At 64.4% G+C, this 20,524-nt stretch carries 19 protein-coding genes; 7 read left to right on the forward strand and 12 right to left on the reverse strand.

All coding sequences use genetic code 11. The features are described from left to right. Nucleotides 1-15: 15 nt before the first annotated feature. The 11 genes from K7G82_RS18595 to K7G82_RS18645 form a co-directional block, all read right to left on the reverse strand. Nucleotides 16-813 carry a tyrosine-protein phosphatase gene (locus K7G82_RS18595; RefSeq protein ID WP_222991394.1) on the reverse strand — a complete coding sequence of 266 codons (798 nt, stop codon included), beginning with the start codon at nucleotides 811-813 and terminating at the stop codon, nucleotides 16-18. Continuing rightward, nucleotides 810-1,271: a MarR family winged helix-turn-helix transcriptional regulator gene (locus K7G82_RS18600; RefSeq protein WP_222991395.1), complete on the reverse strand. Its 462-nt coding sequence runs from the start codon at nucleotides 1,269-1,271 to the stop codon at nucleotides 810-812. The genes K7G82_RS18595 and K7G82_RS18600 overlap by 4 nt, the downstream gene beginning before the upstream one ends. 41 nt (nucleotides 1,272-1,312) lie before the next feature. Further along, nucleotides 1,313-1,627 carry a hypothetical protein gene (locus tag K7G82_RS18605; RefSeq protein WP_222991396.1) on the reverse strand — a complete coding sequence of 105 codons (315 nt, stop codon included), beginning with the start codon at nucleotides 1,625-1,627 and terminating at the stop codon, nucleotides 1,313-1,315. A 99-nt stretch (nucleotides 1,628-1,726) separates the two neighbouring features. Next, nucleotides 1,727-2,557: an SDR family NAD(P)-dependent oxidoreductase gene (locus K7G82_RS18610; RefSeq protein WP_222991397.1), complete on the reverse strand. Its 831-nt coding sequence runs from the start codon at nucleotides 2,555-2,557 to the stop codon at nucleotides 1,727-1,729. Between the two features lie 64 nt (nucleotides 2,558-2,621). Next, nucleotides 2,622-3,464, reverse strand: coding sequence for an alpha/beta fold hydrolase (locus tag K7G82_RS18615; protein ID WP_222991398.1), 843 nt, complete (start codon nucleotides 3,462-3,464; stop codon nucleotides 2,622-2,624). Between the two features lie 43 nt (nucleotides 3,465-3,507). Then, nucleotides 3,508-4,539, reverse strand: coding sequence for a phosphotransferase family protein (locus K7G82_RS18620; protein ID WP_343228607.1), 1,032 nt, complete (start codon nucleotides 4,537-4,539; stop codon nucleotides 3,508-3,510). After that, nucleotides 4,536-5,558, reverse strand: coding sequence for an amidohydrolase family protein (locus tag K7G82_RS18625; protein ID WP_222991399.1), 1,023 nt, complete (start codon nucleotides 5,556-5,558; stop codon nucleotides 4,536-4,538). Before K7G82_RS18625 ends, K7G82_RS18620 begins: the two co-directional genes overlap by 4 nt. A gap of 61 nt (nucleotides 5,559-5,619) precedes the next feature. Beyond that, entirely contained in the window at nucleotides 5,620-6,141 is a 522-nt protein-coding gene (locus K7G82_RS18630; protein WP_222991400.1) for an aromatic-ring-hydroxylating dioxygenase subunit beta, read from the reverse strand. After that, complete coding sequence (locus K7G82_RS18635; RefSeq protein ID WP_222991401.1) at nucleotides 6,138-7,430, reverse strand: aromatic ring-hydroxylating oxygenase subunit alpha; 1,293 nt, start codon at nucleotides 7,428-7,430, stop codon at nucleotides 6,138-6,140. The genes K7G82_RS18630 and K7G82_RS18635 overlap by 4 nt, the downstream gene beginning before the upstream one ends. Nucleotides 7,431-7,456: 26 nt before the next feature. Then, nucleotides 7,457-7,858, reverse strand: coding sequence for a 2Fe-2S iron-sulfur cluster-binding protein (locus K7G82_RS18640; RefSeq protein ID WP_246623662.1), 402 nt, complete (start codon nucleotides 7,856-7,858; stop codon nucleotides 7,457-7,459). After that, nucleotides 7,821-8,906 carry a CaiB/BaiF CoA transferase family protein gene (locus tag K7G82_RS18645; RefSeq protein WP_222991402.1) on the reverse strand — a complete coding sequence of 362 codons (1,086 nt, stop codon included), beginning with the start codon at nucleotides 8,904-8,906 and terminating at the stop codon, nucleotides 7,821-7,823. The genes K7G82_RS18640 and K7G82_RS18645 overlap by 38 nt, the downstream gene beginning before the upstream one ends. 421 nt (nucleotides 8,907-9,327) lie before the next feature. On the opposite strand from K7G82_RS18645, the gene K7G82_RS18650 reads away from it, so the two are divergent. Next, complete coding sequence (locus K7G82_RS18650; RefSeq protein ID WP_222991403.1) at nucleotides 9,328-10,401, forward strand: acyl-CoA dehydrogenase family protein; 1,074 nt, start codon at nucleotides 9,328-9,330, stop codon at nucleotides 10,399-10,401. 27 nt (nucleotides 10,402-10,428) lie between these two features. Further along, nucleotides 10,429-11,589 (forward strand): acyl-CoA dehydrogenase family protein, encoded by a 1,161-nt coding sequence (locus tag K7G82_RS18655; RefSeq protein ID WP_222991404.1) that lies wholly within the window; start codon nucleotides 10,429-10,431, stop codon nucleotides 11,587-11,589. Nucleotides 11,590-11,637: 48 nt separating this feature from the next. Here K7G82_RS18655 and K7G82_RS18660 read toward each other — a convergent pair whose 3' ends face one another. After that, on the reverse strand, nucleotides 11,638-13,656 hold the full coding sequence (locus K7G82_RS18660) for an acetoacetate--CoA ligase (protein WP_222991405.1): 2,019 nt from the start codon (nucleotides 13,654-13,656) through the stop codon (nucleotides 11,638-11,640). A 373-nt stretch (nucleotides 13,657-14,029) separates the two neighbouring features. Here K7G82_RS18660 and K7G82_RS18665 point away from each other — a divergent pair, with 373 nt between their 5' ends. Genes K7G82_RS18665 through K7G82_RS18685 form a run of 5 tightly spaced genes read left to right on the forward strand, consistent with a single transcriptional unit; the run spans nucleotide 14,030 to nucleotide 20,523 of the window. After that, nucleotides 14,030-15,220: a CaiB/BaiF CoA transferase family protein gene (locus K7G82_RS18665; protein WP_222991406.1), complete on the forward strand. Its 1,191-nt coding sequence runs from the start codon at nucleotides 14,030-14,032 to the stop codon at nucleotides 15,218-15,220. A gap of 9 nt (nucleotides 15,221-15,229) precedes the next feature. Further along, nucleotides 15,230-16,246 (forward strand): LysR substrate-binding domain-containing protein, encoded by a 1,017-nt coding sequence (locus tag K7G82_RS18670; protein WP_222991407.1) that lies wholly within the window; start codon nucleotides 15,230-15,232, stop codon nucleotides 16,244-16,246. 37 nt (nucleotides 16,247-16,283) lie between these two features. Then, nucleotides 16,284-17,909: an FAD-dependent monooxygenase gene (locus K7G82_RS18675; protein WP_222991408.1), complete on the forward strand. Its 1,626-nt coding sequence runs from the start codon at nucleotides 16,284-16,286 to the stop codon at nucleotides 17,907-17,909. Nucleotides 17,910-17,960: 51 nt separating this feature from the next. Continuing rightward, nucleotides 17,961-19,346 carry an FAD-dependent oxidoreductase gene (locus tag K7G82_RS18680; RefSeq protein ID WP_222991409.1) on the forward strand — a complete coding sequence of 462 codons (1,386 nt, stop codon included), beginning with the start codon at nucleotides 17,961-17,963 and terminating at the stop codon, nucleotides 19,344-19,346. Between the two features lie 46 nt (nucleotides 19,347-19,392). Then, complete coding sequence (locus K7G82_RS18685; RefSeq protein WP_222991410.1) at nucleotides 19,393-20,523, forward strand: acyl-CoA dehydrogenase family protein; 1,131 nt, start codon at nucleotides 19,393-19,395, stop codon at nucleotides 20,521-20,523. Nucleotide 20,524: the final 1 nt, after the last annotated feature.

A 20,524-nucleotide genomic window follows, 5' to 3' on the forward strand; every position in this document is an offset into this window, starting at 1 on the left:
TTGCGGCAAATCCGGTCAATTGTAGCCTTGGACGAGCGCCGCCCTGAGCGCCGCCCGCCGCGCCTCATCCAGCCCCGCCTCGGTCTCGAGAAACGCGTCCGCGCCGCCATATTTGCGGTCGAGGCGGCTCCAGCTCTGATCGAGGAACGCCGCTTCGACATGAGTGAGATACCGCAGACTCGCCTCTTCGAGCGGCTTGCCCGCTACCTCGGTCATCGTCTTGCGCGCGCGCGCCAGCACGCGATCTGTCAACCGCTCGCACGTTTCCAGATAATCCGCGACGATCGCCTCGCGCGTCACGCCAAGCGCATGGAGCAGGAGCGCCACGGCCACGCCGGTCCGGTCCTTGCCGGCCGTGCAATGCAACAGCACGCCCAGTGCGTCGGGCCTGGACAGGCGATCGAACAGGGTCGTCAACGCCGGAGCCACGGCGATTGGAATCGACCGGTAGATGCTGTGGATGAGCGCTTCGACGCGTGGCGGACTCGCGTCTTCGCGTAAGACGTCCCAGAATGATCCCTTGGCCCGGACATCGGTGCCGATGTCGAAAGTCAGCACCTCCACATCGCGCGCGTGCCAATAGTGATTGGGATGGCTTGTCACCTCGGATGCACTGCGCAGATCAAGCACCAAGCCAATGCCGCATCCTTCCAGCGCAGCCAGATCGTCCCCATCGGGCCGGTGAACGAAATCGGAGCGGAACAATCGCCCCGGGCGTACCTGGCCGCCATCCATCGTCGGCAACCCGCCGAGATCGCGGAAGTTAGGCGCACAGGCGAGCCGTAGCGCGTTCCCGCCGGCCCGCCCGGTCAATTCTCGTCTCCGATGATCGACAGATCGATGGGACGCCCGAGATTGGCCGAGATCGCATCGAGGCCGAGCAGCAGATGATCGATATCGGCGGCGTTCATCCCGGTCAGCGCCTCGCGCTCTTCGGTCATCGCGATCTCATCGAGTTTGCGCAGCACGCCGGCCGCGCCCTTTCCGAGATAGACGCGCATGACCCGCCCGTCATGACGATCGGGCCGTCGCTCCACCCAGCCATTCGCTTCGAGCCGGCAAATCAACCGCCCGGCCGTCACCTCACCGACATCCAGAGTTTCGGCGATACTGCGCTGGCTGCGCCCTTCATTGTAACGGACAACGGAAAGCGCGTGCATTTGTGCTGGGGTCAGGCCCATCTGTTTCGCGCGCGCCTCATGGCGCAAGCGCAGCAGCCGCGCGACGCGGCCGATCCGAAATCCCAGATGCGTGCGGCGCGGTTGATCCATCACCGCTTGCGGGGAATGTTCGGAGCGGCCGGGATCTGCCATCAGCGGCCGATCTCGCGACGGGCGAGCGACGTGACGAGCTTGCCTTCCGCCAGCGACAGCGTCGAGCCGGGCACGCGCACCGATTTCTCGCCCTGAATGACGGTCACGAAATCGACTGCGCCATCAGCCTTTGCGCCGACGCTGATGATCGGCCCGACGCGCGATCCGTTCTTGTCCCACACCACCATGCGCGTCTTGAGATCGGCGGCCTTCACGGCGGCATCGGTCGTGACCGCCGCAGCGGTTGCAGTGTCTTCAGCCATGGCCATGCCGGGAATTGAGAGGAGCAGGCTGGCAAACAGGATCGATCGCATTCGAGAACTTCCCATCGTGATTCGGCACAGTGAAATTACTGTGCCTTGCTCACTATTGCGCGTCCGCGCACGTCGCAACAAAAAAGGTAATACCTTTAATCACTGATCCACGCCCGGATCCCACGCCCAGTAGCGCGCCACCGCGCCGGCATCGATCCGCAGATCGGAACCGGTCATCATCGCCGCATCGTCGGACACAAGGAACGCCAGCGCGCGCCCGTAATCGCTCGGCGTGGGCAGCGCCTGCATCGGAATGCGCTTCTCGAACTTGCCCATCAGCTCGGCCAGCCCCTCCGGCATCTCGACATCACGTCCCCATCGGCGGGCGCGTTCGAACATCTCGGTCGGGTCGGTTGCCGTGGGGGTCAGGCTGACGACCCGGATGCCGTGGCGAACCAGTTCCATCGCAGTCGATTTCGTGAAGTTGAGCAGCCCGCCCTTCGACGTGCTGTAGGCGACGTTGCCGGGCTCGCCCTGATGGCCAGCGGTGGAGATGATGTTGACGATCACCCCACCCCTCGGTCCGCCATTCGCGCCGCGCGTGATCATCGCTTCCGCGGCGTATTTGGTGAACAGGAACGCGCCGCCCAGGATAATCCCGCTCTGCCGCTGCCATTCCTCCCAGGACATTTCGAGCACGCCCTTCTTGTTGAAGATGGCGGCGTTGTTGACGAGGATATCGACGGCGCCGAGTTCCGCGACCGCGCGCCGGATGGCGGCCTTCACCTGCACCTCGTCGGTCACGTCGCAGGTGATGCCGATCGCCTTGCCGCCAGCCGCGCGCACCGCCGCGGCGCAATCGACCGCGTTTGCCTCGACCGCGTCGACCGCGACGATCGCCGCGCCTTCCGCCGCCAGGCCCTCTACCATGCCGCCGCCGATATTCGGGCTCGTACCCGTGACGATCGCCACCTTTCCGGCGAGTTTCATCTTCGTCTCCTATTCACGGGCGGGTGCCGCATGCGACGCCCGCCCGCCCCCTTGTCTGCGGTGATCAGTGACGGGCGATGAAGTTGCCGACGATCTCGTTGAATTCGTCGGCCCGCTCCCACTGAGCCCAGTGACCGCATTTCGAAAAGACGTGCAGATCGGCGTTCGGCATGCGCTTTAGCAGGTTGAACGCCATATCGAGCGGCAGGACGCGGTCTTCCTGGCCCCAGATCAGCAGCGTGGGGTGCTCCAACCGATCGATCGTCTCGCGCCACAGGTCGTTCTTGGGATTGTAGCCCTGGTTGCGAAGCGGCGGATGCGCCATCGTCTGCGGAAGAGTCGCGGTCTTCAGGCGCTCGGCGACCAGCTCGGGTGTGATCGACGAACGGTCGTAGACGAGCAGATCGATCACCTTGTCCAGCTTTTCAAGCGTGGGACCCTCTCCGTCATAGAAGGTCAGCATGCGGATCAGGCCTTCCGAGGGGAAGGTAGAAGTGGCGGGAATGCCTCCCCCGGGGCCCATCAGAATCATCTTGTCGACACGCTCCGGATGATCGAGTGCCAGCCGCAACGAGGTGCCGCCGCCGAGCGAATTGCCGACCAGATTGGCCTTGTCGACGCCAAGGTGATCGATCAGTTCCAGCGTCGCTTCAGCCATAGGCACGAACATGCCCGCTTCGGTCGAGCGATAATCGGACTGGCCGTATCCCGGCAGATCGATGATGACGACATGGTTGCCACGCTCGGCAAGCGGAATCAGGTTCTTGCGATAATTGGAATAGCCATAAGCGCCGGGTCCGCCACCATGAATCAGGATCAAGGTCGGGCCTTCGCCCGCCTCCTGATAGGCGACACGGCCCTTGCTCGACTCGACGAATTTCGTCTCCGGCATCACGTCCTGGGTCATTGCAGGTCTCCTTCGTGTTCATAAATCGATGCTGTGCACGCCATCAGCCGATCCGATGCAGCGCGCGGCGGAACAGGGTGATAGCGGTCTGGTGAAGCCGGCCGCCCTGATCCATCGGGTCTCGGCCGGCACAGGCACGCGCGAAGGTGCCTTCGAGAATGATGCCCAGCTTGTAGCAGGCAAGAACGAAATACCAGTCGATCGCCGACACGTCCCGTCCGCTCTTCTCCGCATAGCGCGCGACCAGCTCTTCCGGCACCGGGAAGCCGTCCCACGGCTCGACTGCCAGCACTGGGAGATCTTCGGGCGGCACACCCCGCCAGGTCGCGAGCAGCCAGCCAAGGTCGATCAGCGGATCGCCGATCGTCGCCAGTTCCCAATCGATGATCGCGGCCAGTCCCGGCCCGTCATTGCGGAACATGACGTTGCCCAGCAGATAATCGCCATGAATGATGCCGGGCTGGAAATCGGCTGGCCGGTTCGCCTCCAGATAATCCGCGATCGTGTCGACGCCGGGCAGTTCACCAGGGCCGGGCCAGCCGTCATGTTTCGCATAGCCCTCCAACTGCGACCGCCAGCGCGCGGTCTGCCGCTCGAGGAAATTCTCCGGCTTGCCGAAATCGCCAAGACCAACGGCCAGATGGTCGACGCGCGACAGCGCCGCCGCGCCATCGACAAAGGCCAGCCCCATCGCACGACGCACGGCCGGATCAGCGGCGTGCAGCGGCGGCAGACCGTTGACCGGATTGAACCCGTCGATCGGATCCATCAGGTAACAGGCGACGCCAAGCACGCTTTCATCGCTACAGGCGGCGATCAGACGCGGATGCGGCACATCGGTTTCCGCCAGCGCCGCCAGCACGCGCGCCTCGCGCCGCATGGTTGCATTGCTTTCAGGCCGGGGCGTAGGAGGAGGGCAGCGCAGGACGAAGTCGCAGCCGCCCTTGCTGAAGCGAAGCACCTGATTCTGGGTGCCTCCGGTGAGCGGTGTTACCGCTTCGATCGGCCCGCGTGCCAGCCCTTCACCGTCCATCCATTCGGCGAGTCGGTCAAGATCGAGCCCCACGCCGCTCACCGCGCCGACGCCTCGATCAGATCCTCGCCCATGAACGCACTCGCTGCGCCCACGCTCAGGCTGGCGTGCGCATCGGCGTCCAGGCCGAGATCACGGACAAAGGCTGCCGGCGCCGTCTGCATGATGTCGTAGGGATAGTCGGTTCCGGCGAAGACCTGGCCAGGCGCGACGCTGGTGCACAGATGCCGGAGCTGTTCGGGCGCGTAAATGTTGCTGTCGTAGAACAGGCCGCGCGCAGCTTCGCTCGGCCGCCGGACGAGCTTGCCGCCATAGCCGTCCGTATGATCCCATCCAGTATCGAGCCGCCCCAGGAGCGAGGCGAGCGCGCCGCCGCCATGGCTGAAGCCGATGCGCAGCCCCGGAAACCGATCCGGCACGCCCGCCAGCAACAGCGACGCGGCGGCCATCGCCACATCGACCGGAAACAGTGCGAAGGCGGTGAACAGCGGATTGGGCGGCAGCGGCTTCGCTGCGATCGGATGCAGCGCGTGGACGAACACCGCCATCCCCTCCGCCGCGGCGGCTTCCCAGAAGGGATCGAAGGCAGGATCGCCCAGCATCTGCCCATTGATGTTGCTGCCGATCTCCACCCCGGACAGGCCGAATTCGGACTTCACCCGCCGCAGCGCCTTCGCCGCGGCGGCCGGATCCTGCAATGGCACCGCGCCCAGGCCACGGAACCGGCGCGGCGCAGCTGCGATCATCTCGGCGATCTGGTGATTGGTCCAGTCGCACATCACCGCTGCATCGTCGCGCGGCAGCCAGTAGGACAGCAGTTCGGGCATCGGCGAGAGCACCTGCATGTCCACGCCATCGCGATCCATGTCTTCGATCCGCCGGCCGGTCTCCCAAGATCGCGTGTCGAGCTTGCGGAACGGCGTGTCACCCATCATCACCGTATGGACGCCCGCCTCGCACCGCATGCACGGCCAGCGGGAGCGCGATTCCGCACTGGGCGCATCGGGAAAGGCCAGCGGCGTTACATGGCTATGGACATCGATGAAGGGCGTCACGCACATCTCTCCAATCGTGCTGGCGTCGCGGGTCGCGGCGGAGGCTGTTCCGCCCCCTCTGCCGCATTCAGAGGATGATGCTCACCCTGCCTTGTGGACGCAGGCTGTTCACGTCCAGCATCACCCGTTTGGATGCGATGCGGATCGCCCCCGGCTCACCGATCAGCGTGTAAAGGCAATGGCCGATAAACGTGTCGGTCACGTTGTTCTTGGACCGGTAGCAGACATAGGTACAGCGCACCTGCACGCCCGCTTCATTCACACCCAGCACGCGCACATTGCCAATGATCCGTGCGGTATCCGACCGCGGCCATTCGGAGTGCGCCATCGGGCTCTTCAGCCGCTCCACCCGATAGCGCAGCCGGTCATAATCGTCGGCGATGTAGAATAGGGCTTCGGCCGAGCTGATATCATCAGCCGCGCCCGCTTGGGGCACGTCATAGGTCGCGCCCGGCGCGAACAGCGCGAACCACTCATCCAGTTGCCAGTCGTCGAGCAACGCGGCTTCATGATAGAGGAGATCCTCGCACTCGGCGCGGGACAGGAGCTGCTGCGCGGCCGCGCAAATTGTGCTTGCGGTCGCCATCATTCCTCCTCCATCCGGCGGGTCCATTCGCGCCAGAAGGCGCGCATCTGCGATTCATCGTCGCCACGCGGCACCTCCTTCAGCATACCGCGCGAGATGTCGTTCCACGGCGCGAATTTCGACGCGGCATAACCGCGCTGCGCCGATTCCAGTGCTTCCACGTCATCCGGGGTGGCAAACCCGCCCGGCCCCAGAAACTCGAGAAAATTGTCAAGCCGCCGCTTGCGGTCCTCGGCGCTCTCGCCGATCGGCGCGAGCGCGAAGGAATTGACGTTCATCTGGTCCGGCGCGGTCGGGAAGAAGGTGCGCACGGTGATCGCCATGATGTCGTTCATGACGAAATTCGGGAAAATGCCGAGATTGCGGTCGCGGTCCGCGATGCGCGCCGCGCGCTCCGGCCCGACCCGCTCCTCCAGCTCGGCGACGACCTTCGCGATCGCCTCCTTGCCTTCCTCGCCCCACACCGGAATGGTGCGGCCAATCGGCCGCCCCCACGGCGCCTTGCCCTCGATCATTGCATGGCCATTGCCGAGATCGAAGCCGTAGGAAATCATCGAATCCGCCTGGATCTGGCTGATGTCGAAATCGCCGATCGTCTTCATCAGGTATCCGAAATAGGTCTCGTGCGTCTCAGCGGCGTGATAGCCGTCATAGCTGTTCTCCACGAGCAGCTTCCAGTTCGCGCGGATGCTGTATTCCTGCACACCGCCTACGATCTCCATCCCGTTGGGCGAATGATCGGCAACCAGATCCAGGATCTCGGCCGCGCCGGCCAGATAGGTTTCCAGTGGCGGCGCATCGCGATCGTAATTGATGAAGTAGAAGTCGCGATAGGATTCGAGCCGGGGAACGCGCGCGAGATCGACACTGCCGTCCTTGCCGAAATCATCGGGATAGACGCCTGCGGGATTCCGCGTCCCGAACTTGCCGTTATTGTTGAACGACCAGCCGTGATAGAAGCATTTAAACGCCAGCGCGCTGCCGCACTTCTCGCGCGCCACCATCGCGCCGCGATGCGGGCAGGTGTTCAGGAAGACGTGGAACTCGCCCTTGCGGTCGCGGTTGAAAATCACCTCGCGCCCGCCGACGTTGCGCGTCACATAGTCGTTGGGCTTCTTCAATTCGGACCCGTGGCCCACAAACAGCCAACATCTGTCGAAAATCCTGGAGCGCTCCTGCTCGAACACCTCCTGGCTGGTGAACGCGTCACGGTTGACCTTGAAGATGCCGCCGGCGCGATCGTCGATGATCCACCGTCCCTCCTTGCGGCGCGGCGCGAATGCTGTTGCCATGGACTCCGTCTCCGACTTCTTATCGTTCAATGCTGCGTCTCCGGAACGTGCAGCACCAAGCCATCCAGTTCCGGGGTCATGATGATCTGACAGGACAGGCGCGAACGCTCGTCCCGGCCGACTGCGTAATCCAGTAGGTCGTCCTCGTCGCCGCCGACCGGCGCAAGACGTGACAACCAGGCGGAATCGACGTGGACATGGCAGGTGGCGCACGACAATTGCCCCCCGCAATCGGCATCGATTCCATCGATCCCGCCCATCACCGCGCCCTCCATCACGGATATGCCATCATCGATCTCGATCGACTGACTGCCCCCGCCGGGCCCAACGAAATTCACCTTCGCCATTCGATTCCGTTCCACAAATTCCGTTCCGGCCATGCCGTCCCGGTCATCCTTCCATTTCGAGATGCAGGCGCGCCAGCCCATCAACCGATGCCGGCACCGGCGCGCGCGGAAGCGCGGTCGGCGTCACGGAATAGCGCGGCGCGGGCGCTGGCTGGACGATGCCGCCAACCTCCACGAACGCGCCACGTCCACGCATCTGCAGATGAGCCGGCGCTTCGCCCATGCCCAGCACCGGCGCGAAGCAAATATCGCTATGCTCCATCAGCGCACACCATTCGTCACGGGTGCGCGTGCCGAACAGCGCTTCCAGGCGCCCCCGCATCGCCGTCCAGTTCGCTTCGTTCATCTGCTCCGCGAACAGGGGGTCGTCCGCCAAGTCCAGCCGCTCCAGCAGCAATGCATAGAATTGGGGCTCGATCGAACCGATCGAAACGAACTTGCCGTCCGCGGTGCGATAAACGCCGTAAAAGGGCGCGCCGCCGTCGATGATGTTGGCGGCACGCTCGTCCCGCCACGTGCCGCGCGCAACGCCGCCATAGAAAGGGGTCATCAGCAGCGCCGACCCCTCAGCCATCGCGCAATCGATCACCTGCCCCTCGCCGGTCGCGCGGGCATGAAGCAATGCGGATGCGATGCTGAAGGCCAGCAACATGCCCCCTCCGCCGAAATCGCCGGTCAGCGCGAGCGGCGGAACAGGCCGCTCCGCCGTGCCCACAGCGTGCAGCACCCCGCTCAGCGAGATGTAATTGATGTCATGCCCCGCATAGGGCGCATAGGGTCCGTCCTGACCCCAACCGGTCATCCGCCCGATCACCAACCGCGGGTTCGCCGCCAGCAACACGTCCGGCCCGATACCGAGCCGCTCGAGCGTGCCGGGCCGGAAGCCCTCGATCAGCGCATCCGCATCGCGCACGAGTTGCCTGAGCGCGGCGATGCCTTCGGCCGACTTGAGATCGAGCGTCATCGTCTGGCGCGAGCGGAGCAACGGGTCCGCCGGGTCGGTCGCCTGGCCGGGACGATCGATGCGAATGACTTCGGCGCCATGATCGGCCAGCATCATGGCGGCGAACGGCCCCGGGCCGATGCCCGCGAGCTCCACGACCCTGACACCTTTCAACGGACCGCCCATCTCACTCCCTCGATCACGCCTCTAATGCGATTGTCTAAATGTAAGACCATTTGACTCAGCATGCAAGAACAAGCGTTCAAATTTTGCCACGCCGCAGATTCGACGGCGTTCCGCGCCTGTGCGTAGGAGAATCGATGCACGTGTATAAGACAATCAACCTATTTCCAACCATGTGGTCGCGACGAGCACCGTCTCCCCCATAGGTCGAGTCGGATGATTCGCGAGACGCCACACCGAAAACCTGCACCGAAACCAGCCATTCCCGACACCTCGGCCGCAATGTCCCCGCAATGCTGCCAGGATCGGTGCGCGCCGATCTTTGCATCTGGACAAGTGCGATGGCCAAAGCTACCGATATAAAACAAATGACTAAATTATATCGACCGGCCCGCGCCGGACGAGCGCGGAGGAGGGATTTCGCATGATCAGTTTCGAACTCACCGAGGAGCAGGAAATCATCCGCTCGACGATGCGCGAAATCTCACGCGACGCGCTGTCGCCGGAGGCGCGGCGTCACGATCTGGATGGCGCGATCGGCACGGCCGTGCTCGATACCATCTGGCAGGCGGGAATCGTGCAGGCGCAGGCGGATCGCGAGAGCCGTTCGCCAGTCAGCAACGTGCTGGTGCTGGAGGAACTCGCGGCGGGGGACGCCAGCGTCGCGCTGGCGGTGGGCGCGGCGAGCGGGTTCGTCCAGGCGGTTACCGATCAGGGCTCGGAGGCACAGCGCGCGGTATTCCTGGCATCGCTCGAGGGCGACCGCTTCGCAGCCGGCACGATCGCCGCCATGGAGCCGGACTTTGTCGGAGACGTCACCCGCCCGGCGACCCGCGTGCTCCGCTCGGAAGACGGCTTCACGCTCAGCGGCCGCAAGACCATGGTCCCGCTGGCCGCGCAGAGCACGCACTTCCTGGTGATCGCGGACCTAGACGGCGCAAGCGACGCGTTCATCGTGGATGCCTCCGCCACCGGCGTCACGATCGAGGCGCGTCAGGCGCTGGGCCTGCGCGGTCTAGGCCTGGGCGAGGTGAACTTCGACGGTGTTGTCCTGCCCACCGATGCACGACTGGGCGAAGGCAATGGCGCGGACGTTCAGCGGATTATCGACGGCGCTCGCGTCGGCCTGGCGGCCGCCATGCTCGGCCTGTCCCGTGCCGTGATGGAGCATATCATCCCTTACACCAAGGAGCGCGTCGTTCATGGCTCTCCGCTCGCGCAGAAGCAGAAGATCGCGTTCGACATCGCCGACATGCGCATGGAGACCGATGCGATCCGCTGGATGACGTGGAAGGCGGCATGGGCTTTGGAGACGGGCCTAGACGCCACCCGCCTCGCCCAGCTCGCCTATACCTATGCCGGCGAGCGCGTGATGCAGATCGCCGATAACGGCCTCCAGTCGATGGGCGGCCATGGCTTCGTCGAGGAGCACCCGATGGAGATGTGGTATCGCAATGCTCGCTCCCTCTCGATGCTCGAATCCGTCGCCGGCGTCTGAACCAGCCATCATTCCGGGAGTACCTCCATGGTCGATTTCAGCCTTACCCGCCGCGACGAGGAACTCGTCGCGCTTGCCGAGCGCGAGAACAAGATCGCGCTCAAACATGCCCGCGCTGCCGACGTCCATTCGATCGATGGCGCCTTGCCCTTCGCGTTGCCCCACCCCGACGTGGCCGGACTGCAGGATCCGTTCGAGGCACTGGCGAACGATCATGAGGGCACCAGCAGCGAGGTGATCGCCGAGGCGCTGATGATGATCTCGAGCGCCGCCGACGCCGACTTGCGCGATCGCGATCACGCCTTCGGCTCACTGGTGCTGGAGGAATTCGGTACCGACGAGCAGAAGGCGAAATACGGCCATTTGAAGCTCGCCATCGGGTTGACCGAGCCCGGCGCAGGATCGGATCCGTCGATGATCCGCAGCAATTCGCGGTACGACGCGGAAACCGGCGACTATGTGCTGAACGGCGAAAAGACCTTTATTTCCTTCTTCAACATATATGACGGCGCCGTCACGCTGGTGCGTGGCGAACCGGACGAGAAGGGCAATCGCCCCTTCCACACTTTCGTGGTGCTGCGCGGCCAGGAGGGCGTGGGCAAAGTGCCGTCGATCCGCAAGATGGGCATGCGCCAGCACGACCTGGCCGGCTTCTCCATGCAGGACGTTCGCGTGCCGGAAATCGCGAAACTCTCGGCCGATTTCGCGAAGACGTTCAGCAAATTCAATCACAACCGCCCGCTCGTCGCTGCGGTCGCACTCGGCACCTGCCGATCAATGCTGGATTTCACGCGCGAACGGCTGGAGGCGAGAGGCATCAGCATCGATTACGCCAAAGGCGCAGCTGGACGCAGCGCAGCCGAGGACCGGCTGATCCGGATGGAGGCGCTGTGGGAGGCGGCCTGGGGCGTTACCATGTACGCCAAGTGGAAGCAGACGCAGGTCGGTACGCCGTCCTATGACTATCGCACTGAAGCCTCGATCTCCAAGGCGATCGCGGGCAAGGCGGCGCGCACCATCACCCAGACCTGCCTGGACATATTGGGCCCTGAGGCGCTCTCGGAACATTATCTGGCGGAAAAGTGGTTCCGCGACGTGCGCATCGCGGACATTTACGAAGGCGCGGGAGAGATCCAGCGCGTGCTCGTGGCGCGCGAGATGCTCGGCTACAAGCGCGAGCTCAACTGAACGATGGGCGGGCGCGGGCGTCCGCCCCGCCGCGCGGCGGCGCGAGCGTCAGGCGACCATCGCCCGGCGCGCGCGCAACCCGGCATTCCTGAAATCCCGCGCGAACGTGGCGAACCAGTCGAACGCTGCCGGATCCGCCATGGCGTTACGGTCACCGACCTGGGCGGGATCCGCGCCTTCCAGCAATCGCCGCACCGGTACCTCCATGCGCTTGCCGGTCGCGGTATAGGGGATGGCGGGCACGGCGACGATCTGATCGGGTACGTGACGGGGACTGTTCTCGATACGCAGCCGGTCGTTGATGCGCGCGCGGAAGGCGGCGTCGGCGCAGCACCCTTCGGCCGGCCTGACGAACAGGATCATCTGCGAAGCCCCGTCCGCCATCGCCTCCACGGCGATCGCGTCTTCCACCTCGGCCATGTCGCAGACGGTGCGGTAGAGTTCTGCGGTGCCGATGCGAACCCCGCCGCGGTTGAGCGTCGCATCGGAGCGGCCGAGGATGACCAGTCCGCCATTGGCGGTGATCCGGCAGCGGTCGCCCTGTCGCCAGATCCCCGAGAAATCGGCGAAATAGCTCTCGCGGTAGCGCTCCCCTTCGGCATCGCCCCACAGCGCCAGCGGCATCATCGGACAGGGTGCGGTCATCACCAGTTCCCCTGCCTCATCGATCAGCGACTCGCCGTCACTGGACCAGCAGTCGAGCGCCATGCCCAGCAGGCGCGCCTGAATTTCGCCGGCACGCACAGGGAGGATCGGCACCCCTCCCGCAAATCCGACGCACATCTCTGTACTCCCCGCCTGGGACGTGATCCACAGATCGGGTTTCACCGCGTCGTTCAGCCAGCCATAGATATCGGGCGAGGCGGGCGAGCCGACCAAGATCGCATGCTGAAGCGCCGACAGGTCGTGGGTTTCACCCGGTACGATGCCGGCCTGCATCATCCTGCAAACGAGATTGGGGCTGAACCCAATATCGGTCGTTCCCGTTTGCTCCGCAATGTCCCACATGGTGCCAGGCCCCTGAGCCAGCGGATGCCCATCGTACAGCACGATCGCCGAGCCCGTGATGAGGCTGCCGACAAGCATGTTCCAGACCACCCAGGCGGTGCTGGCATAATTGAACAGCGTGGAGCCCGGACCGATATTGGTGCTGAGAGATTGCGCGCGGAAAAGCTCGAGCGTGAGGCCGAGCTGGCCATGCACGATCGGCTTGGGCATCCCCGTGGTACCCGACGTGAACAACACCCAGAGTGGATGCCCCGAGTCGACACGCGCATAGCGGAACGCGCCGCGCGCGGGTGCCACCGTTCGCTGGATATCGTCCCAAAGGACGAAGCGCGAATCGACGGCGGGCATCGCGCATGGATCGAGATTGGGCACCAGCACGACATGTTCGATCGTGCCGATCGCGCCCAGCAAGGCCTCAGTGGCGGCCATGCAGTCATGGTCGCTGCCCATGTAGCGATAGCCATCGGTGACGAAGATCAGCTTCGGCGCGACCTGCCCCAAGCGGTCGATCGCCGCACGGACACCGAATTCGGGCGCGACCGAGGTCCAGACGGCGCCGATTGCCGCACTCGCCAGCAGCGCAACCGCCGCTTCGACGATATTCGGCAGGCACGCCGCCACACGGTCACCCGGCCCGATGCCCATCGCGCGCAGCGCAGTGGCAGTGCGGCGCACCTGATCGCCCAACTCTGTCCAGCTCAGCGTCTCGAGCGGGCGGACTTCAGACAGATGTTGGATCGCGGTCGCGCCGGGATCGCAGCGCACTTCGTTGCGCAGGATATGTTCGGCAAGGTTCACCCTGGCCCCTTCGAACCAGCGGGTGGCCGGCATCGGTTCGGCGGAGCGGACGCGATCCCAATTTCCATCCGATTCGATTTCGAAATAACCCCAGAGCGATGCCCAGAAATCGTCAGCATGCTGCACGGACCAGCGCCAAAGCGCATCATAGCTTTGGAAGGGGCGGCCCCGCGCTTCCAGCCACTGCATGTAGCGGGTGAGGTTGGAGTTCGCGGCGAATCCCGGCGACGGGCTCCACAACAGCGCGCCTTCTTCGATCATCACCCTCTCCGGTGCAGTCCCACGGGCTGGTCGCCGGCTGGTGTATCGACGCGGGAGTCCCGCTCCATCGCGCACACTTCTTTCTACCGGTCGGGGCGACCATCCCTTATTGTCTTACCATTGTCAAACCCGGTTCGGGTGGATGCGCGGACAACAAATTCCACCTTAGCACAAGATGATTAGCCCCCCCTAAAATTACAAATTCAGAATTCATCTGAAAATATAAATTTGCAATGTCGTAGAATTATCTCCCGACTACTTATAATGTAAAACACGTTTTACCCAGGAAAATCCTCGTTATTTCGAGAGATTAATACTTGACCATATGAGCCATCACGAGAGCCGATCACGGCGACTACTGGAAGGAATGAGGATGACCGACGAAGCGAAACGCCCCGGCCCATGCAGCGGCCTTAAGGTGCTGGAGATCACCACGATGGTGGCCGGGCCGATGGCAGGGCAGATGCTGGCCGATCTGGGCGCCGAAGTGACCAAGATCGAAGCGCTGGGCGGGGATCCGATGCGGCATCTACGCCCACGTCACAAGGACATGGCCGCGGGCTTCATGGCGATGAACCGCCATAAGCGGAGCATCCAGCTCAACCTGAAGGATCCGGCAGGACAGAAGATCGCACGCGATCTGGCGTTGCAGGCCGATGTTCTGCTCGAAAACGCCCGGCCGGGTGTGCTGGACCGGCTCGGCCTGTCCTACGAATCGCTGCGCGAAGATAATCCGGGACTGATCTACGCATCGGTCAGCGGGTTCGGGCCGGACGGCCCCTATGCCGATCGTCCTGCGTTCGACCAGGTGATTCAGGCGATGAGCGGCGCGATGTATCTGCAGGGCGGCTGGGTCGCCCCCGCCCCATTCCGCACGATGATGGTGGACAAGTACAGCGCCTCTGCCATGGCGAGCGCGATCGTCGCGGCTCTGCTGCATCGTGAACGCAGCGGCGGCGAGGGCCAGCGGGTCACCGTGTCGCTGCTCGACGGCTTTTCATCCTTCTCGCTGATCGACAATCTCTACAATCACATGTGGCTCGACGGTGACGACAAGATTCCGGCGATCAACACCACCCTGCCAATCCGCACCGCCGACGGCATGATCATGGGCCATATCCAGACCGACGAGCAATTCGCGCGCATCTGCCGACTGTTGGGCCGCGAGGAACTGATCGACGATCCAAGGTTCCAGGGTGCGTGGAACCGGCTTTCCAATATCGAGGCGATGTGGCGCGAACTGGAAAAGACCACCCAGACGCTCCCCACCGCGAAGATCATGGAAGGGGTGGGGCGCGAGGGCGTGCCGATCGGCCCGGTCAACAGGATCGAGGATTTCCTGGCCGACCCGCAGGTGCAGCACAACCAGAGCATCGTCGAATATCGCGACGACACCTATGGCCGCGTGCTCTTCGCCAACTATCCGGCGCGCTTCGAAAAGACGCCCGCGCATGTCGCGGCCCGTTCGCCGACGTTGGGCGAGCATACCGACGCCGTTCTGGCCGAACTCGGCTATTCGCCAGACGAGATCGAGGCCGCACGGACCGCCGGTGTCGCTGCATAGGCGGGCCCCATGCGCTATCGCCTGCCTTCGCTGAACGCCTTACGCGCATTCGAGGCGGCGGGCCGGCGTGGCAGCCTCTCCGCCGCCGCGACCGAACTGGGCGTGACGGTGGGTGCGGTGAGCCGTCACGTCGCGCTGCTGGAGGCGCATTTCGGCCGCGCGCTGCTGGAGCGCCATCCCGCGGGCACACGACTGACCGCAGCGGGCTCCGACTATTTCAGCGCCATCGGCAGCGCGTTCGATTCGATCGACGCCGCCAGCCAGACCCTGGCGCGGGGCGAGCGGCATGGACCGCTGAAGCTGCGCTTCTACAGCAGTTTCGCCACCGAATGGCTCGCCCCCCGCCTGCCCGCATTTCGCGCGACACATCCGCAGGTCGAGCTGGACCTGGTCCTGGCGACAGGCGAAGCAGACTGGAACGGTGATTTCGACCTGGCGATGACCGCGACGCCGCCGTCCGACGACCGTTTCCATCGCGACCAGCTCTTTGAAACCCGCTTCGCTCTTGTCTGCGCACCCTCGCTTGCCGCAGCGCCGGACGGCATCGTCAGCGCAGCCGACCTCACCGCCCAGACATTGCTGGCCGCGCCGCGCGAACGCGCCATCTGGCCGGTCATGCTCGACGCACTCGGCGCAGCACCATTCACGCGGCAGCGCGTGCTGGAATTCGAATCGCTGAGCCTGACCTACCAGGCCGCGCGCGGCCGGGCCGGAGTGGCACTCGGCAACTTGTTCATGATCGCCGACGATCTCCAGAACGGTCGTCTGATTTTGCCGTTCGCTCGGGTGATGCGGATTGACCTGCCCCATTATCTCGTCTCTCGGCGTAACAGGCTCGGCGACACCGCCCTGACGCTGTTCCGCCGCTGGCTGATGGACGAAGCATCAAGCTGCGAAGCCATGCTCGACCCAATGATCCGTCAATGCGAAACCGTCACCCTGTCCTTGCCGCCAAGCCCGGCCTTCCAATTTTCTCAAACCCGGTTTCAGCCGTTTGGCAGTGACTGCGACGCGGCCACAGACTAGAACAATTGTATCAACAAGACGAATGAGCGAGGAGCGGATGGGTTTTGACGGCGAATTTGACGTGATCGTGGCGGGCGCCGGTCCGGTCGGACTGAGCATGACCATCGATCTCGGCCGCCGGGGCGTTCGCACCATGATCATGGAGCGCGACATCACCACCGCGCCGTGGCCGAAGATGGACCGCTCCAACGCACGGACCATGGAACTGTACCGCCGTCTCGGCCTAGCCGACCGCATTCGTGCGCTGGGCTACCCGGCGGACAATCCGATGGACGTCATCCTGACGCGGACGATGAACGAGGCACCGATCGCGGTCATCCCATTTCCCTCCGTCGCGGAACGGCGGCGGAAGATCGCGGAATGCACCGACGGCTCGCTGCCGCTCGAACCCTATCAGCTCGTGTCGCAGAACCATATCGAGCCGCTGCTGCGGCAGGTCGCCGAACACGAGACGCCCAACACCAGCGTTCGCTATGGCCTGGAACTGGTCGATCTCGAGCAGGATGCGGACGGTGTGACAGTCACCGCGCTCACCGCGGACGGCACGCAACAGCGCTATCGCTGCCGCTATCTGGTCGGCACGGACGGCGGAAGCAGTACCGTCCGCAAGAGGCTGGACGTCAAGCTGGAGGGACGACCGGCGCTGTTCGAGATGCGCCAGGTGATCTTCTGGTCAGAGGACCTCTACGAACGAATGAAGGCGGGCAAGGGCCGGCATTACAGCCTGACCAGCGGCGGCGGCTTCGTGGCGCAGGGCGACCGTAAGGAATTCACCTTCCACACCATGCTGCCCGCCGACACCGATTTCGAGCCGGTACTGCGCAAGAAGATCGGCTTCGACTGCGACCTCACCATCCGCCACATCACCTCTTGGCGGCCACACCTGCTGCTGGCGGAGCGCTATCGTGAAGGCCGCGTGCTCATGGCGGGCGACGCGGTGCATCTCGTCATCCCCACCGGCGGCCTCGGCATGAACACCGGCGTGGGCGACGCGTTCGACCTGTCGTGGAAGCTCGCCGGCATGATCCAGGGCTGGGGCGGCGAAGGGCTGATTGAAAGCTACGAAATCGAGCGCCGTCCGGTGGCGCAACGCAATATCGAGGCGTCCGGCTGGGCTGCCGACGGCTCAGCGCTGTGGCTGCCCCACCTGACGCCCGAGATCGATCTGGATGGCCCGGACGGTGACGCCGCCCGCTCACGGCTGGCCGAAGCGTTCAAGCGCGATCATGGCCGCATGCATGGCATGGTCGGGGCGGAAACCTGCTACACCTATGCCGGCTCACCGCTGGTGGCGCACGAACCGGGCAATCAGGCGCATTGGGAGATCAGTCGCATCGTCCCGCACGCGCGTCCCGGCATCCGCATCCCTCATATGTGGCTGAAGGACGGGCGGCCGCTGCACGATCTGATCGGCAATGACTTCACCCTGCTCGACCTGCGTGGAGATTTCGACGCGTCCGGACTGGAAACCGCATTCGCCGCGATCGGTGCGCCGTTCGAAATCGTCCGGCTGGACGAACCGCACCTGATCGGAGTGTTCAACGCCCCCGCGTTCCTGCTGCGGCCGGATCTGCACGTCGCATGGCGCGGCGATGCGCCCCCGGCCGACGCGCAGGCGCTCGCGCGCATGGCGACCGGCCATGGGCCGGGCTTTCGCCGCTGAACCGCCACGCCGCCCAAGGAGACGCGGCATCCATTTGCCAGGGAGAGGCCCATGTTACGCGAATCCGGAACGCTGCCCGAAACGGTGGAGGTACTGGTGCTGGGTGCCGGGATCGCCGGCCATTGCGCTGCGCTGGCAGCAGCCGAGGCCGGCGCGCAGGTTCTGCTGCTCGAAAAGAGCGGGCAGCCGGGCGGCAGTTCGGCGATGGCCGGGGGCGGGTTCGCCTTTTCGGGCACCGATCTGACGATCTCGGCGGGGCAGGATGACAGCCTGGAAGCATTCCGGCGCGACCTGTTCGAAAGCGGCCAAGGCCAGAACAGTCCGGCCCTGATCGACCGATTCCTCGAAAACCAGCTCGAAGCCTATGCGTTTCTCAAGGCTCACGGCGTCAAGTTCGAGATCTACGCTGCAGTACCGCGCATCCATACCACCGGCACCGGGCGTGCGGTAACCAACCTGCACGTCGCGGCGCGCGCGCACCCGTGCATCCAGTTCTTCTCGAAAACCTCGGCGATGCGGCTGCATCGCTCCGCCCCCGACGGCCCGGTGGATCGCGCGACGGTATTCTACGGCGATCAGGAACTGACCATCACCGCCACGCGCGGGATCGTGCTCGCGACCGGTGGCTTTTCCCGATCGCGCGAGATGCTCCGCGTGTTCGCGCCGGAACTGCTCGATGCGGTCAAGCATGGCGGCGTCGCCAATACGGGCGACGGCCTGATGATGGCGACGATGCTGGGCGCGGGCCTGGCCGATATCGGCCATGTCACCGGATCGTTCGGCGGGGCGATCCGCAACTATCCACACGGCGTGCAGGGCGCGGACGAAGTCCCGCCGCTCATCTTCGCGTTCCAGGCCGGCGGCATCATTGTGAACCGCAACGGCCAGCGATTCATCAACGAGGACCAGAGTTACAAGACACTCAGCCCCGCAGGCATGAAACAGCCCGGCGGCATCGGCTTCCAGATCTTCGACGAGAAGCTAATCCGCCTCTCGCTCGCGGATTCCTCGGTGAACAATTATGCCGAGGCGTTGCATGGCGACTATCTCCGCAAGGCAGACACCATCCCCGAGCTGGCGGCGCGGATGGGACTCGACGCCGATGCGTTGCAGGCGACGATCGCCCGCTACAATGCCGATGTCGTCAATGGCACCGACGGCGAATTCGGGCGCGTGAAGGATCTGATCGCGATCGACACGCCGCCCTATTACATCGCCGCCACCGCCAATGCCCTCACCTCCACCTATGGCGGCATCACCACCGATGGCGGCATGCAGGTGATCGACTGGCTCGGCGAGCCGATTCCCGGCCTGTTCGCGGCAGGCGAAGTGGTCGGGGGGTTCCACGGCGCGGGCTATTACAGCGCCTCCTCGCTCTCATCGTCGGCGACATTCGGCATGTGCGCCGGCCGCGCGGCCGCAGGCGTGCCGATCTGACGCGGCCGCGCGGCCCAAACGACTGTTTCAAACCAAGGAGGACAATATGCTCGATCGCGCCGGTCCCGACGAGGACCATGGTCTTTTTCGTGAAGCCGTACGCCGCTTCATGGAGCGCGAAGTCACCCCGAATCTCGACCAGTGGGAGGATGATGGTGTGGTCTCCCGCGAGGTGTGGCGAAGCGCCGGCGAGGCCGGTCTGCTGTGCCCAACGATCACCGAACCCTATGGCGGACTGGGCCTGGACTTCCGCTACAACGCGATCGTAACCGAGGAATTGTGCTATACGGGCGCGGTGGTGTCGTTCGGCCTGCAATCGGATATCACGGCACCCTACATCCTCAACTATGGCTCGGAAGAGCAGAAGCGCGAATATCTGCCCCGCATGGTTTCGGGCGAGCTGATTTCCGCGATCGCGATGACCGAGCCGAACGGCGGTTCCGACCTCAAGAACCTGAGGACCGACGCAAAGCGCGATGGCGACCATTATGTGATCAATGGCGCCAAGACCTATATCACCAACGGCCAGCTCGCCGACATCGTGCTGGTCGCCTGCCGGACCGGCGGCGAGGGATCGCGCGGAATCTCGCTGATCCTGGTGCATGCCAGTGACGCCGGGTTCAGCCGGGGCCGCAATCTCGACAAGATCGGCCAGAACATGGCCGATACGTCGGAGCTGTTCTTCAACGATGTTCGCGTTCCCGCCGATCGGCTGCTGGGTGAGGAGAACCGGGCGTTCTACTACATGATGCAGGATCTGCCGCAGGAACGGCTGACCATCGCGGTCGGGGCGCAGGCGGTGGCGCAGCGCGCCTTCGACGAGGCCGTGCGCTTCACCAGGGAACGCCGCGCCTTCGGTCAGGCGGTGTTCGAATTCCAGAACACCCGCTTCGTGCTGGCAGGATTGAAGGCGAAGCTGCAGGCGGGCTGGGCGCATCTCGACTGGGCGATCGACCGACACGTCCGCGGAGAATATTCTCCCGAGGAAGCGGCGGCGGGCAAGCTCTTCCACACCGAACTGCAATGGGAAGTGGTGGATGCCGCGCTCCAACTGCACGGTGGAGCCGGCTATATGAACGAGTATCTCATCGCGCGGCTCTGGCGCGACGCGCGGGTCCAGCGCATCTACGGCGGCTCGTCCGAGATCATGAAGGAAGTGATCTCGCGCACCTTGTAAC

Source organism: Sphingomonas colocasiae, from assembly GCF_019880585.1.
Lineage (GTDB): Bacteria > Pseudomonadota > Alphaproteobacteria > Sphingomonadales > Sphingomonadaceae > Sphingobium_A > Sphingobium_A colocasiae.